13 protein-coding genes and 1 riboswitch are annotated in these 14,891 nt (G+C 66.9%); all 13 genes read right to left on the bottom strand.

The genetic code is table 11. The features are described 5' to 3' along the window. Positions 1-75: 75 nt before the first annotated feature. The 13 genes from whiA to BH683_RS13840 all read right to left on the bottom strand — a co-directional run bounded on the left by whiA (position 76) and on the right by BH683_RS13840 (position 14,879). Positions 76-1,059, bottom strand: coding sequence for a DNA-binding protein WhiA (gene whiA, locus BH683_RS13900; RefSeq protein ID WP_084836855.1), 984 nt, complete (start codon positions 1,057-1,059; stop codon positions 76-78). Further along, positions 1,050-2,117, bottom strand: a complete 1,068-nt coding sequence (gene yvcK / locus BH683_RS13895) for a uridine diphosphate-N-acetylglucosamine-binding protein YvcK (protein WP_084836854.1) — start codon at positions 2,115-2,117, stop codon at positions 1,050-1,052. Before yvcK ends, whiA begins: the two co-directional genes overlap by 10 nt. Next, entirely contained in the window at positions 2,114-3,028 is a 915-nt protein-coding gene (rapZ, locus tag BH683_RS13890; RefSeq protein WP_084836853.1) for an RNase adapter RapZ, read from the bottom strand. Before rapZ ends, yvcK begins: the two co-directional genes overlap by 4 nt. Further along, entirely contained in the window at positions 3,025-5,052 is a 2,028-nt protein-coding gene (gene uvrC / locus BH683_RS13885) for an excinuclease ABC subunit UvrC (protein ID WP_084836852.1), read from the bottom strand. The genes rapZ and uvrC overlap by 4 nt, the downstream gene beginning before the upstream one ends. Positions 5,053-5,098: 46 nt before the next feature. Continuing rightward, positions 5,099-5,575 carry a PH domain-containing protein gene (locus BH683_RS13880; protein ID WP_348639225.1) on the bottom strand — a complete coding sequence of 159 codons (477 nt, stop codon included), beginning with the start codon at positions 5,573-5,575 and terminating at the stop codon, positions 5,099-5,101. A gap of 47 nt (positions 5,576-5,622) precedes the next feature. After that, complete coding sequence (ribH, locus tag BH683_RS13875; RefSeq protein WP_084836851.1) at positions 5,623-6,117, bottom strand: 6,7-dimethyl-8-ribityllumazine synthase; 495 nt, start codon at positions 6,115-6,117, stop codon at positions 5,623-5,625. Continuing rightward, entirely contained in the window at positions 6,114-7,445 is a 1,332-nt protein-coding gene (locus BH683_RS13870) for a bifunctional 3,4-dihydroxy-2-butanone-4-phosphate synthase/GTP cyclohydrolase II (RefSeq protein WP_084836850.1), read from the bottom strand. Before BH683_RS13870 ends, ribH begins: the two co-directional genes overlap by 4 nt. Further along, positions 7,442-8,044, bottom strand: a complete 603-nt coding sequence (locus BH683_RS13865; RefSeq protein WP_084836949.1) for a riboflavin synthase — start codon at positions 8,042-8,044, stop codon at positions 7,442-7,444. Before BH683_RS13865 ends, BH683_RS13870 begins: the two co-directional genes overlap by 4 nt. Before the next feature lie 65 nt (positions 8,045-8,109). Next, a riboswitch (FMN riboswitch) is annotated at positions 8,110-8,267 on the bottom strand. 62 nt (positions 8,268-8,329) lie between these two features. Then, the gene (ribD, locus tag BH683_RS13860) at positions 8,330-9,337 is read right to left on the bottom strand and encodes a bifunctional diaminohydroxyphosphoribosylaminopyrimidine deaminase/5-amino-6-(5-phosphoribosylamino)uracil reductase RibD (protein ID WP_084836849.1); all 1,008 of its coding nucleotides are present in this window, start codon (positions 9,335-9,337) and stop codon (positions 8,330-8,332) included. 4 nt (positions 9,338-9,341) lie between these two features. Further along, positions 9,342-9,992: a ribulose-phosphate 3-epimerase gene (gene rpe / locus BH683_RS13855; protein ID WP_084836948.1), complete on the bottom strand. Its 651-nt coding sequence runs from the start codon at positions 9,990-9,992 to the stop codon at positions 9,342-9,344. A gap of 163 nt (positions 9,993-10,155) precedes the next feature. Next, entirely contained in the window at positions 10,156-11,529 is a 1,374-nt protein-coding gene (locus BH683_RS13850; protein ID WP_084836848.1) for a transcription antitermination factor NusB, read from the bottom strand. Then, a complete protein-coding gene (gene fmt / locus BH683_RS13845; RefSeq protein ID WP_084836847.1) occupies positions 11,526-12,461 on the bottom strand; it encodes a methionyl-tRNA formyltransferase in 936 nt (311 codons plus the stop codon). Before fmt ends, BH683_RS13850 begins: the two co-directional genes overlap by 4 nt. 381 nt (positions 12,462-12,842) lie before the next feature. Then, complete coding sequence (locus BH683_RS13840) at positions 12,843-14,879, bottom strand: primosomal protein N' (RefSeq protein WP_168187046.1); 2,037 nt, start codon at positions 14,877-14,879, stop codon at positions 12,843-12,845. Between the last annotated feature and the right edge of the window lie 12 nt (positions 14,880-14,891).

Here is a 14,891-nt window from a genome sequence, read left to right as displayed (position 1 = left end):
CCCGGTCCGACTCCGTGGGTTGGATGTCACCCGTCGATGGGGAGCCGAGCCGGGGGTCGGCAACGCCCAAGGGCGTCAGTCGTCGTCGAGCAGGTCGGCGGTGACCGCCGATTCCGTGTCAGGAATGCCGTCGGTTCGCGCCTTCTTGTCGGCCATCGAGAGCAACCGGCGGATTCGCCCGGCGACAGCGTCTTTGGTCATCGGCGGATCGGCGAGTTGGCCGAGTTCCTCCAGAGAGGCCTGCCGGTGTGTGATCCGCAACTGGCCCGCCGTGATCAGGTGGTCCGGGACCTGGTCGCCCAGGATCTCCAGCGCGCGTTCGACTCGTGCGGCCGCTGCGACCGCGGCTCGGGCAGACCGGCGCAGGTTGGCGTCGTCGAAGTTCGCCAGCCGATTCGCCGTGGCCCGGACTTCGCGGCGCATGCGGCGCTCTTCCCAGGTGAGCCTCGTGTCCTGGGCGCCCATCCGGGTGAGCAAGGCGCCGATGGCCTCACCGTCGCGGATGACCACCCGGTCCGCGCCGCGGACCTCACGAGCTTTTGCCGTGACCCCGAGCCGCCGGGCTGCGCCGACCAGGGCCAACGCAGCCTCCGGGCCGGGGCAGCTGACCTCGAGCGCCGAGGACCGTCCGGGCTCTGTCAGCGACCCGTGCGCAAGAAACGCGCCCCGCCAGGCGGCCTCGGCGTCACCGACGCTGCCGCCGACGACCTGCGCGGGTAAGCCGCGTACGGGACGACCACGCATGTCGAGCAGACCCGTCTGCCGCGCCAGCGCTTCGCCGTCCTTGGTGACACGGACGATGTACCGCGCGCTCTTGCGGATGCCGCCGGCACTGAGCACGTGCACCTCGGAGTTGTAGCCGTACAGTTCGAAAATCTCCCGACGCAGCCGGCGGGCGACGTTACCGAGGTCGACCTCGGCTTCGACCACGACCCGGCCGGCGACGATGTGCAGCCCACCCGCGAACCGGAGCAACGCCGACACCTCTGCCTTGCGACTGCTCACCTGGGTCACCGCCAGACGACTCAGTTCGTCTTTGACCGCGGATGTCATCGCCACTCGACGTCGTCCCTTTCATTGGATGTTTCAGATGCAGATTGCCCGACTGTCGATCGGTAACGTGAGGCTTCACTATCGCACAGCCTCCCGATCAGGGCAGCGACCCTTCCCGGGTCGTGGGTGTGCGTCCCGGGTACTGCGAGCTCGCCGTCGTGCAGGGTCGCCCCGAACTGGGCAGCAGCCCGTTCGACGTGCTCGCGTTCACGTCCGACGGGAACCGAACCCGAGTCGACGATGACGTGGTCCACCCGGAAATCGTCAGCGTGGGCGAAGAGCACATGGAGATGTCGCTCTACCGAAAACCCGGCTGTCTCACCAGGTTCGGGAGCCAGATTGACGATGAGGATCTTGCGGGCCCTGGTGCGTTTGAGGGCCGCGAGTTGCTCCGGGACGAGCACGTGCGGGATCACACTCGAGAACCACGAGCCCGGGCCGAGCACCACCACGTCGGCGTTGTCGATCGCGTCGACGGCCTGCGCGCACGCGGGCGGATCATCCGGTGACAGGCGAACGCGACGCACCTTTCCCGGGGTCGTCGCAACCGCGACCTGCCCACGGATGGGTCTGCTGATCCGCGGATCTGCTTCGAGCCCCGAGACGTCCGCCTCGATCGTCAACGCCGTCGCGGACATCGGCAGGACGCGTCCCCGCACCCCGAACAGCGCGGTGATCATCTCGAGTGCCTCGACAGCATCGCCGGTGACCTCGGTCAGCCCCGCCAACAACAGATTGCCCACGGGATGCCCCGCGAGCGCACCCTGGCCCCCGAAACGGTGCTGCAGCAACGTCGCCCACTCTTGCGGAGGTCGAGAACCAGGACCGGTCGCCGACCTCTCCGGACCCGGATCGGTGGCCGACAGCAGCGCTGCCACCGCCATCCGCAGATCACCGGGTGGAAGGATGCCCAACTCCGCTCGCAGGCGCCCGGACGAGCCGCCGTCGTCGGCGACGGTGACGACCGCTGTGACGTCATCGCTCAGAAGACGCATCGCGGTCAGGGTCGCGTAGAGACCGTGTCCACCTCCGAGGGCAACGATCGATGGACCGGTGCCACTCATTCGCGCCCCAGATCACGATGGGCCACACGCACCGAGAACGCGTCCGAGTCGGGACCGGTGCGCGAGAGCCTCGCCGCCAGCTCCTCACTCATCGCGACACTGCGGTGCTTGCCACCGGTACAGCCGATGGCCACTGTCATGTAGCGCTTGCCCTCCCGCCGGTACCCGGCACCGACCAGCCGGAGAATCTGCTCGTACTTGTCGAGGAACTCCCCCGCCCCCTCTTGTCCGAGCACATAGTCCCGCACCGGTTCCTCGAGACCGTCGTGGTCCCGCAGTTCCGCGATCCAGTACGGATTGGGCAGGAACCGGACGTCGGCCACCATGTCCGCATCGATCGGGAGTCCATACTTGAAACCGAACGACTCCACCACGACCGACACGTCGGCAACGGAGGCATTGGCGTAGGCACCCTCGATGATCACCCGTAACCGCTGAACCGAGAGCCCGGAGGTGTCGACAACGAGGTCGGCGCGCTCCTTGACCGTTGCGAGCATAGTCCTCTCGGCAGCGATCGCCGAGATCAGAGTCCCGTTGCCCTGCAACGGATGACGCCGACGCACCTGCTCGAACCGCTGTACCAGGACCTGCTCCGAGGCCTCGATGAACACCACCCTGGGGTGAATGCCCGCCGCGTCGAGTTCTGTCCGCAGCTCATCGAGGGCGGCGGCGTAGGAGTTGCCCTGGATACGCATCACCAGAGCCAACCGGGAGATCGTCGAATTCTCTTTGCGGGCCACATCGACCATCGAACCGATGAGGGTGTGCGGGACGTTGTCGGCCACGTACCACCCGGCGTCCTCGAGCAGGTTCGCCACGGTGCTGCTCCCCGCCCCGGACAGTCCGGTGACCAACAACACCTCTGGCCGTCCGGTGACCGCGCGCTCCGCGCCGGCCTGGGTTTCGCTCACCTGGTGGGTCCCGTCTTCTCGCTGTCCTGATTATGTTCGACAAGCGCCTCCTGTACCGCTTTTGCGGTCATTTGCCCGATTCCCGGCACCTCCGCGATCTGCTCGATGGTCGCCTGCCGCAAGTTCGCGACCGAACCGAAATGCGCGACGAGCGCTGATCTGCGGGTGCTGCCCAGGCCGGGGACCCCATCGAGGGCCGAGGCGGTCATCCGCTTACTGCGCTTGCTGCGGTGAAAACTGATCGCGAAACGGTGCGCTTCGTCTCGTACGCGTTGCAGCAGGAACAGCGCCTCGCTGGTCCGCGGGAAGATGACCGGATCATCGTCGCCGGGTACCCAGACTTCTTCGAGCCGCTTGGCCAGCCCGACGACCGCGACATCGGTGATGTTCAGTTCGTCGAGGACCGCTGCAGCGGCGTGCACCTGGGGGGCGCCGCCATCGACCACGAACAGGTTCGGCGGATAGGCGAACTTACGTGGCCGGCCCGTCTTCGGGTCGATCGCCGCTTCGGGCGCGAGGTCTCCCCCGCTCGCATCGGCGAGGGGCGGTGGGATCGCCACTGCCGAACTTTCTGCCAGGTCCGCGCGATGCCGTAGGAAACGGCGTCGCGTGACCTCCGCGATGGACGCGACGTCGTCGGAATGGCCGTCACCGGCGGCCTCCCGGATCGCGTAATGCCGGTAGTCGGACTTGCGGGGCAACCCGTCCTCGAACACGACCAGCGAAGCGACGACATCAGTGCCCTGTACATGGGAGATGTCGATGCACTCGATACGCAACGGTGCGGTGTCGAGGCCGAGGGTGTCCTGGATCTCGGTCAAGGCCGCCGACCGGGTCGTGAGATCTCCGGCCCGTTTGAGTTTGTGTTGCGCAAGCGCGCCCGACGCGTTCCGGGCGACCGTCTCCATCAGCGACTTCTTGTCGCCGCGTTGTGGGATCCGTAGATCGACGTTGCTCCCGCGCAGACCCGAAAGCCATTCGCGCACTTCGCCGACATTGGGGGGTAACGCCTGGACCAGAACCTCACGAGGAACCGGATCCGCAGACGCGTGACCGTCCTCCACGGAGACAGACGCGGCCTGCTCCACCTGCTCGCCGTAGAACTGAGTCAGGAACTGCCCCACCTGATCGGCCATGTCGTCGTCGCCCGATTTCTCGACAATCCAGCCGCGCTGACCCAGAACACGCCCTCCGCGCACGTGGAAGACCTGTACCGAGACCTCGAGATCGTCCCCGTCCATGGCGACGAGGTCGGCGTCGGTCCCGTCACCGAGGACCACCGACTGTCGCTCCAGCGCCCTGCGCAGCGCCCCGATGTCGTCACGCAGACGGGCTGCGCGTTCGAAGTCCAGGGCAGTGGATGCCTTCTCCATCTGCGACTGCAGATTGTTGATCATCCGATCCGTACGCCCGGCGAGGAAATCACAGAAATCCTCGACGATGACGCGGTGCTCCTCCGCGCTGACGCGACCGATGCACGGTGCCGCACACTTGTCGATGTATCCGAGCAGACACGGCCGGTCAATCTGCCTGTGCCGCTTGAATACACCGTTCGAACAGGTGCGGGCCGGGAATACCCTGGTCAGCAGATCGAGCGTCTCCCTGATCGCCCAGGCATGTGCGTACGGACCGAAGTACCGAACACCCTTACGCCGCGGACCGCGATATACGAACAACCGTGGATACTCCTCGGCCATCGTGACCGCGAGCATCGGATAACTCTTGTCATCGCGATACCGGACATTGAAACGCGGATCGAACTCCTTGATCCAGTTGTACTCGAGCTGTAACGCCTCGACCTCGGTGGAGACCACAGTCCACTCGACCGACGCCGCCGTCGTCACCATCTGCCGCGTCCGCGGATGCAGCGAGGTCAGATCGGCGAAGTAGGACGTCAGCCGCGAGCGCAGACTCTTCGCCTTCCCGACGTAGATCACCCGCCGATGGACGTCCCTGAACTTGTAGACACCGGGCTCTGTGGGAATGCTCCCCGGAGCCGGGCGGTACGTCGACGGGTCAGCCACATTTTCCAGGCTAGTACCCCGCAACGACAGGAGTTAAATACCGACGTCAGCGGGGAGCGAACCGCTCCTGCAGATCGCGGAACTCCGCCATCGCGGCCACCGCACGGTCACCGTCGTTCGCCTGGATCGCGAGAATCGGACTGAACTCGTCCTCCGGCAATTCCAGACGCGCCCAGTTGCCGCTGTCGGGATACCAGACACCTCGGACGATGCTCCAGTCGAATACCCGCTCGCCGAGCAGATTCCGTATCCCGACCCCTTCGGCGCCGACCCGCAGCCGGGCCCGGCACAGCAGCATCATCGAACCGCCGATCACCACCCCGATCAAGCCCATGGCTATCTGGTCCGAGGTCTGGAAGTTCGCGCCCGTGTCCGAGATCGTCAACAGCGACCCGACGACGACGTGGACGATGACCACCACCACCGCAGCAATGGTCGCGTACAACGGTGACCGGCGGGGCCGGTAGACCATCAACCAGCGTGGCTCACCATTCGACTCCATCGCCTCACCACTGGCACTCACAGGCGATCCCGTCGCAGACGCTGTGGTCCTGTCGGCATGTGCACTCATCAGACGCCGGCGTGGTACTCGCCACGGGAGAGCGCGCGCAGGGTCAACGCTGAAGCGATGGCCGCCGTAGCCGCCTGAGCGCCCTTGTCCTCCGAGGAATCCGGCAATCCCGCCCGGTCCAGTGCCTGCTGTTCGTTGTTGGTGGTGAGCACACCGTTGCCGACCGGGGTCGACTCGTCGAGGGATACCCGGGTCAGTCCGCTGGTGACCGCGTCGCACACGTACTCGAAGTGGGGGGTCTCACCGCGTATCACCACGCCCAACGCGACGACCGCGTCGTGGTTGCGGGCAAGGGCCTGCACGATGACCGGCAGTTCGATGGCGCCCGCGACCCGAACGATCGTCGGCTGATTGACACCGACCTTGGCGGCCGCTGTCGTTGCGCCGCTGAGCAGGGACTCACAGATCGTCGAATGCCATTGCGAGGCAACGATTGCCACCTGCAGCTTACTGGCATCTCCGAGTTCGAGCTCTGGTTCGCCTGCGCCGCTCATGCGGGGTTTCCTCCGGTGATGTTGATCGGTTGCACCCCGCCGGTATCCGTTCCGTGCGGGTCGTCGAGCCCGGTGAGGTCGTGGCCCATCCGGTCCCGCTTGGTCCGCAGATACCGGAGATTCTCGGCGTTCGGACGCACCGGCATCGCCACGCGCTCGGTGATGTGCAGGCCATAGCCGTCGAGCCCGACACGCTTCGCCGGGTTGTTGGTGAGCAACCGCATCGAGGCGACACCGAGATCGACCAAGATCTGCGCACCCAGACCGTAATCACGCGAATCGGCGGGCAGACCGAGTTCGAGGTTCGCATCCACCGTGTCCGAACCGGCATCCTGCAGTTGGTAGGCCTGCAACTTGTGCAGCAGCCCGATGCCCCTGCCTTCGTGCCCACGCATGTAGAGCACGATTCCGCGCCCCTCCTGCGCGACCATCTCGAGCGCTGCATCGAGTTGAGGGCCGCAGTCGCAACGCAAGGAGCCGAAGACGTCACCGGTCAGGCACTCCGAATGGACCCGGACCAGAACGTCGTTGCCCTCGCCGTCCGCGCCGGGGATGTCGCCCAGGACGAGAGCCACATGTTCGACCTCGTCGTAGATGCTGGTGTAGCCGACTGCCCGGAACGTGCCGTGTGCAGTGGGAATCCGTGCATCGGCCACCCGCACGACGTGCTTCTCGTGACGACGACGCCACGCGATCAGGTCGGCTATGGAGATCAGCGCCAGGTCGTGTTCGTCGGCGAACACGCGCAGCTCGGGCGTCTGGGCCATGTCGCCCTCGTCCTTCTGGCTCACGATCTCGCAGATCACACCGGCCGGTGTCAGACCCGCCATCCGGGCGAGGTCGACGGCGGCCTCGGTGTGGCCGGGGCGGCGGAGAACGCCGCCTTCCTTGGCTCGAAGAGGCACCACATGCCCGGGACGGGTGAAATCGCCCGCCGTGCTTTCTGGATTGGCGAGTAGTCGCATGGTCGCCGCGCGGTCCGAGGCGCTGATGCCGGTGCCGATCCCTTCGCGGGCATCGACCGTGACGGTGTAGGCCGTCCCGTGCTTGTCCTGGTTCATCGAATACATCGGCGGCAGTCCGAGCCGGTCGCAATCGGCTCCGTCCAGCGGCACGCAGAGGTAGCCCGAGGTGTACCGGACCATGAATGCAACGAGTTCCGGCGTCGCCTTCTCCGCAGCGAAGATAAGGTCGCCCTCGTTCTCACGGTCTTCGTCGTCGACGACGACAACAGCCTTACCTGCAGCAATATCGGCTATCGCCCGCTCGACCGTGTCGAACCTGGTGTCCTGGGACAGCCCTTGTGGCTTGTCTGCGGTGTTGTTCATCGCTCCACTCCGATCGAAGCCAGCCGTTCGACGTACTTTGCGATCACGTCGACTTCAAGGTTAACCACCACGCCCGGTGCAGCAGCACCCAAGGTGGTCAAGGTGAGAGTTGTTGGGATGAGTGAGATCTCAAACCAGTCCGGGCCGACTGACGAAACGGTGAGGGACACCCCGTCGACGGTGATCGAACCCTTCTCGACGATGTAGCGGGCCAGCGACCCCGTGATCGCGATGCGCACGACAGTCCAGTTCTCGCCCGCGTCCACCGATTCCACGGTGCCGACACCATCGACGTGACCTTGGACGATGTGCCCGCCGAACCGTCCGCTCGCGGGCATCGCCCGCTCCAAGTTCACCGGGCTGCCCGGTCCGACGGCCTCCAGCGAGCTGCGGCGCAGGGTCTCACCCATCACGTCGACGGTGAAATCGCCGCCGGCAAGGACGTCGACGACCGTGAGGCAGACTCCGTTGACGGAGATCGAATCGCCATGTCCGGCGTCGCTGGTGACGAGTGGGCCGCGGACGGTGAACCGCGCCGCATCCGTCAGGTCTTCCCTCGCGACAATGCTGCCGCGTTCTTCGACGATCCCGGTGAACATCGCCTTCTCCTTCAATCGCTGCGCGATCTCAGGGCGGCACATGGCAGGTCTGGGCGACCTGTCAGTGGTGTTCTCTCACGTCCGGACTGTAACCGTCGGCTCCGGGATCTCACCGGAATCTGCTGGACCCTCCACCGAGGTGAAGGCGCTCGCGGGCTAGGAGAAAAACCAGGTCTTCACCTTTACCGCCGGTGGGGAATCACACCCCGCCCCGAGAACTTCCACCAACGACGCTAGCACACCCACCAGGGCAGCTGATCAGGCGTAACGCCGTGACAGCGCCGGTCAGCGGGTTGCGGTCAGGGTGAGCAGAACGTCGTCACCCAGGGTTTCGGCACTCTGGGTCACAAACCGGTGACCCTGGGTCAGGGTCTGCACGGTCTCGTCGACCACCGCGGAGGCTCCCCCGCCGATCACCAGCGGCGCGATGTACGCCTGGACACGATCGACCAGGCCTGCCGCGAAAAACGCACCGAGCAGGCGGGAGCCACCCTCGATCTGCACATTCGCCAGGTCACCCAGCGCCGCGAGAACGCGGTTCGGATCGCGGTCGCGCACCTGGAGCGTGCGGGCGTCGGCGTTGAAGATGCGTGCCTGCGGCGAGATCTCGGACAACCCGACCACGACGCGCATCGGCTGGTGTCGACGCAGGGAACCGTCGGGGTTACGCGCAGTCAACGTCGGGTCATCGGTGAGCACCGTCCCGGTGCCCACGATGATCGCGTCGAGCTGAGCGCGTTCGTCGTGCACGCGGCCACGGGCAACGTCTCCGGTGATCCACTGACTCGTCCCGTCAGGTGCGGCGATCCGACCGTCGATCGAGGCCGCGAACTTGGCGGTGACCATGGGTCGCCCGTGTTTCTGCCGGAACAGCCACTCCCGGAGGGGGCCCGAACTCACCTCGCCGGCCCGGACACCACCCTGCACCAGTACACCGGCATCTTCCAGCCGCCGATGACCTCCGGAGGCGAGCGGATTGGGATCGGCGACGGCGTACGCCACCTCGCGAACACCTGCGGCGATCAACGCCTCGGTGCAGGGGCCGGTCCGGCCGGTGTGATTGCACGGTTCGAGGGTGACCACCGCAGTGCCACCGGCGGCCCGGGAGCCGGCCTGCGCCAGTGCGTTCACCTCCGCGTGGGCACCGCCCGGCGCGCTGGTGTGACCGATCCCGGCCACGGCACCGTCGACATCGAGGATCACTGCTCCGACCGGTGGGTTCGGCGAACTGATCCCCCGCGCACCGAGCGACGCGGTGATCGCCCGGCCCATCGCCCCATCGACGTCGGTCATGGTGTCATCGTGCGCCGAGCGCCTGGGCGCGCAGCGACTCGACCGCAACAGCAGGATCGGCGGTGTTGTAGACCGCAGACCCGGCGACAAAGCAATCGACGCCTGCCTCGGCGGCCTGCTCGATGGTGTCGGCGTTGATCCCGCCGTCTATCTCGACGAGCACCCGTAACTCGCCCGAGTCCACGAGCGACCGCACCCGACGTACCTTCTCCAGGACCTCGGGGATGAACGACTGGCCTCCGAAGCCGGGTTCCACACTCATGACGAGCAACGTGTCGAAGCTCTTCAGGATCTCCAGGTACGGATCGAGGTCGGTACCGGGTTTGATGCTCAGTCCGGCCTTTGCACCCGCGGCCCGGATGTCTCGGCCCACCGCTATCGGATCGTCGGTGGCCTCTGCGTGGAACGTGACGTTGTAGGCCCCGGCCTCGGCGTACCCCGGCGCCCAGCGGCCCGGATCCTCGATCATCAGATGGCAGTCGATCGGGATGTCCGTGCTCTTGAGCAGGCTCTGCACGACCGGCAACCCCAACGTCAGGTTGGGCACGAAATGGCCGTCCATCACATCCACATGCAACCAATCCGCACCCGCGACCGCGTCGGCTTCGGCACCGAGCTTTGCGAAATCGGCGGACAGAATGGACGGCGCGATCATCGGAGGCGTCTGCATGAGAGTCATCCTAGGGCGCACCGTACGCAGCCCGCCCGACCCGTCGGCGTTGATCCGACGCCTCCCCCTGAGCTCCGTTAAAACGCCGTGCCCTCACCCCTGGTGAAGAGTCGCCACCTTCGGCGGCGTGGTGGTGCCGGCCACGAGGTCAGTCCTTGCGCAAGGCGGCGAAGAACATGGCATCGGTGCCGTGCAGGTGCGGCCACAGCTGCACGGAGGACCCGTTGCCGAGTCCCTCGATGCCGCCGGGGACGAGTTCTCGGGTGTCGAGGGGGGTCACCGGGAGTTCCGCGACTATCCGGTCGACAACTCCCGCGGTCTCAGCCGGGTGAGGGGAACAGGTCGAGTAGACCACCACGCCGCCGGGGCGCACGAGTTCGACGGCCGAGGTGAGCAATTGGTGCTGCAGCGTGACGAGTTCTGCGACGTCGTTCGGGCTTCGCCGCCAGCGGGCCTCGGGCCTGCGCCGCAACGCTCCCAACCCCGTGCAGGGCGCGTCGACGAGTACCCGGTCGAACCCCGGCTCGAGCCCGGGGTCGCGACCATCGGCGACGTGCACGTCAACAGGTAGGTCGCGGGTGGATTTGCTGATCAGCTCAGCACGATGCGACGCCTTCTCGACGGCGTCGACTCTGGCGCCCTCGATTTCGGCCAGTGCACCGAGCAGCGCGGCCTTCCCACCGGGACCTGCACAGAGATCGAGCCAGCGACCGGAGTCGGGGCCCTCGAGCGGCGCCTGCGCCAGGGCCCTGGCCACCAACTGACTTCCCTCGTCCTGTACCCCTGCCAGGCCCTCGCGGATCGGCTCGAGGTCGCCGGGGTCGCCCCCGTCGAGATAGACGCAATAGGGCGAGTACCGACCGACCTCGCCACCGGTGATCAGCGCCAATTCCTCGGCGGTTATCAGTCCCGGTCGAGCAACAAGATGGGTCAGTGGACGTTCGTCGTCGGCGGCGAGCGCAGCCTGCAAGGCCCCCGCCGAGCCGCCGAGAGCTTCGTCGAACACCTCCGCGATCCAGCGGGGATGTGCGTATTGGAAGGCCAGATGCCCGATGAGGTCCTCGGCGATGGACGGCGCCAGCGCCTGCACCCACAGATCCTCGTCACGCTGGGAGATCTTGCGCAGCACAGCGTTTGCGAAACCTACCGGACCGTGGCCCGAACGGGAACGGACGAGGTCCACGGACGTGGAGACAGCGGCGTGCGCTCCTATTCTGGTGCGCAGCAACTGATAGGTGCCGAGCCGAAGGACGTCGAGCACGGCGCCGTCGATCTCGGTGACCGGACGCTTCGCCACCTCGGCGATGATGGCGTCGAGCATCCCGACCGCCCGCGATGTCCCGTAGGTCAGCTCTGTCGCGAGAGCAGCATCACGACCGGTGATCTTCCTGTCCCGCAACATCTTCGGCAGCACGAGGTTGGCGTAGGCATCACGTTCGCGTACGGCCGCCAGTACATCGACGGCGGCAACCCGAGCCGGGTCGATCGGTGTGTGCTCGCGCTGGTCGGTCGGTTGGTTCATGTCAGTGCCTGTCCGTCGGTCAATCTGGCACCTCGCGCCCAATCGGCGCCCGCCATCGCTTTTTTGCCTTGTGGTTGTACCGTGTCCAGCCGGATCGGATCGGTCTTGGTGCCGACGAGCAGCGCCTTCTTGGTGACCTGCAGCTCGCCCGCCGCCGGCGCCTGCTCTTCGCCGGCAGGCACCACCGATGTCGACAGCACCTTGACCCGCACCTCGTCGAGGGTGGTCCACGCGCCGGGGGCCGGAGTCATCGCCCTGATGTGCCGATCGATCAGGTGCGCCGGCAGGTCCCACCGGATCCGGGCGTGGTCGATCGAGATCTTGGGCGCCGTGCTGACGCCTTCGGATTGCTGCGGAACGGCGACCAGCTCACCGTCTTCCAGCCCGTCCAAGGTCGCCGTCAGCAGCCCGGCACCGAACTCGGACAATCTGGTGAGCAGAGAGCCTGCGGTGTCGTCGGGACGAATGCGCTCGGTGACCACTCCGAACACCGGTCCGGTGTCGAGGCCGGCCTCGATCCGGAAGGTGCTCGCGCCGGTCATCTCGTCGCCTGCGGCGATCGCCGCCTGGACGGGCGCAGCGCCGCGCCAGGCAGGCAGCAGAGAGAAATGCAGGTTGACCCATCCGTGGGTCGGCAGGTCGAGGAGTGACGCCGGCACCAGTCCCCCGTAGGCGACGACCGGAATGCACTCGGGCGCCCACTTCTGGAGTTGCGCCACCGAATCGGGATCAGCCAACTTCCGCGGGGTGATGACCGGGATGCCGTTGTCGTCGGCGAGTTGCGCCACCGGTGAACGGGTCACCTTGCGTCCCCGTCCTGCGGCGGCGTCGGGCCTGCTGATGACGCCGACGACCTCGTGTCGCGGTGAGTCGATCAACGCTTGCAGTGGACCGACTGCGGGCTCAGGTGTGCCCGCGAACACCACCCGCATGTGCAACCTCCAAAGTGTGCGCCTGCCGAACACTCGTCCGGCCAGCCAACAGCGTAGTTGGCCGGTCCCGGGGAACCCATTCGCGTTGTTGCCTCACCCCCACCCCGAGCGTGCCCTTTCAGTCGCCGACCGGGCCCTTTCAGTCGCCGACCGGGCCCTTTCGGTCGCCGACCGGGCCCTTGACCACCGACGTGCCGTGCCTGACCCGGCCAGCGTCGGCAAACCGCCAGGGCCCCGACGAACCGGTGTCCACAGGTGAAAGCGCATCGTCGGGTGCGAAAATCTGCGGTCAAAGTCAAGAAAGGCACGCTCGACGTCCAGAACGGCACGATCGGCGTCAAGAAAAGCACGGTCGGCGCCCAGAAAGGCACGCTCGGCGGACTATCCGATGGTGGGCGGATCCATCTGGACCCTGATCGGGGCGGATTCGTGCTGGGCATTGCGCGCGACCTGGGCAGCGTGCAAGGCCGCGGCAAGTTCACGCCCCTGGGCGCGTGTGCATCGAAGCAAGATCCGCTGCGGGTCGGACACCTCGTCGCGGTTCAGCCCGGAAGGAAGCCGGACGCCGGGTGGCAGTTCGACGGGACCCAGCATCTCCCCGCCGGCCGGGAGTTCGACTGTCTCTGCGAACGCGAGGATCGCCGGACCCTCGCCATCGATGGACGCCATCGTCACCGCAGGCGGAAAGGCCAATTCGGTGCGCTGAGACAGTTCCTGGTCGGCGAATCCGACCGGGTCCCAGCGAATGACCGCCTGCACGGGCGCCAGACCTGCATCGGCGACGATGACGAGCGCACCGCCTTCACCGTGAGGACGGACCAGCAGACCGGCCGAGAGCCACCGGCGGACGGCTTCTTCTCCGGCCCGGAGTTCCGGTCGGTCGAGTTGAGCCCACGTATCGAGCAACACCACGGCGCCGTACCCGCCGTCGGCGACCGGTTCTGCGCCTGGCGTGGAGACGACAACTCGCGCCCCGGCATCGACCGAAGCGACTATCTTGTCGCCGCCAGAGGTGAGCACCGGGACTCCGGGGAAAGCACGCCCCAACTCTTCCGCGGTGCGCCGGGCCCCGGTCGTCAGCGCCCGCACTTTGGTGAACCCACACTCGGCACAACGGAAATCGGTCTCCGGGTGCCCACACCAACGGCAGCTCAGAGAGCCGACGGAACCCGCGTGGGCACCGCCCACACCCGGACCGTCTGCCTGCATCGGCCCGTGACAGCGTCGGCACCGGACCTGGGCGCGACAACGCTCACACGCCAGTGACGGCAGGTAACCACGCCGGGGAACACTGAACAGCACCGGGGCGTCGGCGGCGATCGCTGCTCGCGCCGCATCGAAGGCCACGGCCGGGATCCTGGCGGAGCGGGCGAGCGGGTCGCGGGTGATTCGATTGTCCTCATCGGACAGGGCATGAACTCTGGGCGTGCGCTGCCGGACGGTCGCGCGTGCGCCGGTGAGATCGTGTGCCCAACCCGCGTTGACCAATGCCTGCGTCTCGGCTGTCCGCGCCGCACCGCCCAGGACGAGGGCGCAGGTCTCTGAATGCGAACGTAACACCGCCACCTCACGCGTGTGCGGATAGGGTGCACGCGGTTCGCAGAGGCTGTCGTCGCCGTCATCCCAGACGACGATCAGACCGAGATCCGGCACCGGTGCGAACGCGGCGCTCCGCGTACCGATCACCACCGACGCCTGGCCTCGCAACGCCCGCAGCCAGCGTCGATACCGCGCCGACGGACCCAGTCCCGCGGACAGCGACACCACCCGATCACCGAGCAACGGTTCACACGCGGTCTCCAACCGGACCAGATCTCGCTGGTCCGGGACGACGATGATCGCGGAGCGCCCGTGGACGACGGTGTGGCACGCGAGTTCGGCGAGGCGAGCCGGCCAGTCCTCCCCCGGCAGCACCTGCCAGGCCGCCCTCGCCGCCTTTCCCTCTGCGATCGCGGTGAGAAAGGAGTCAGAGTGCTGGTACGCATCCCAGGCGTCGAGGTCGACCGTCGGAGGCTTCGGTGTGCCCGGTGGTGGGCCGACCGCCTGCTCGGTACGGGCGTGGCGTGCGGGTATCGCCAGCCGCAGCACATCTGTCATGGTGCCCGCGTAGCGATCGGCGACTGCGCGTGCGAGTACGGCCAGCTCGGGGGTCAGTACCTGCTCGGCAGAGATCACCCGCTCGAGCCAACCGAGTTTGCCCGGGTGCTCACTGGCAGCGACGCGCTCGAGGATGAACCCGTCGACGAGTCGCCCCGAGAATCGCACCCGCACCCGGACACCCGGCTGGGCGTCCAGGTGCTGATCCGTCTGCACCTGGTAGTCGAACGGACGATCCAGATGGGCAAGTCCGAGCGCAGGTAGTACCCGGGCGATCGGCAGGTCAGGCGCGAGTTCCCGACCCTTTGTGACTGTGCTCATGCCGCGGCGAGC

The organism is Williamsia sp. 1138, assembly GCF_002095435.2.
In the GTDB taxonomy this organism is placed as follows: Bacteria; Actinomycetota; Actinomycetes; order Mycobacteriales; family Mycobacteriaceae; genus Williamsia.
Note: the sequence above shows the minus strand (reverse complement) of the source record. Positions and strands in the feature narration are given on the sequence as shown.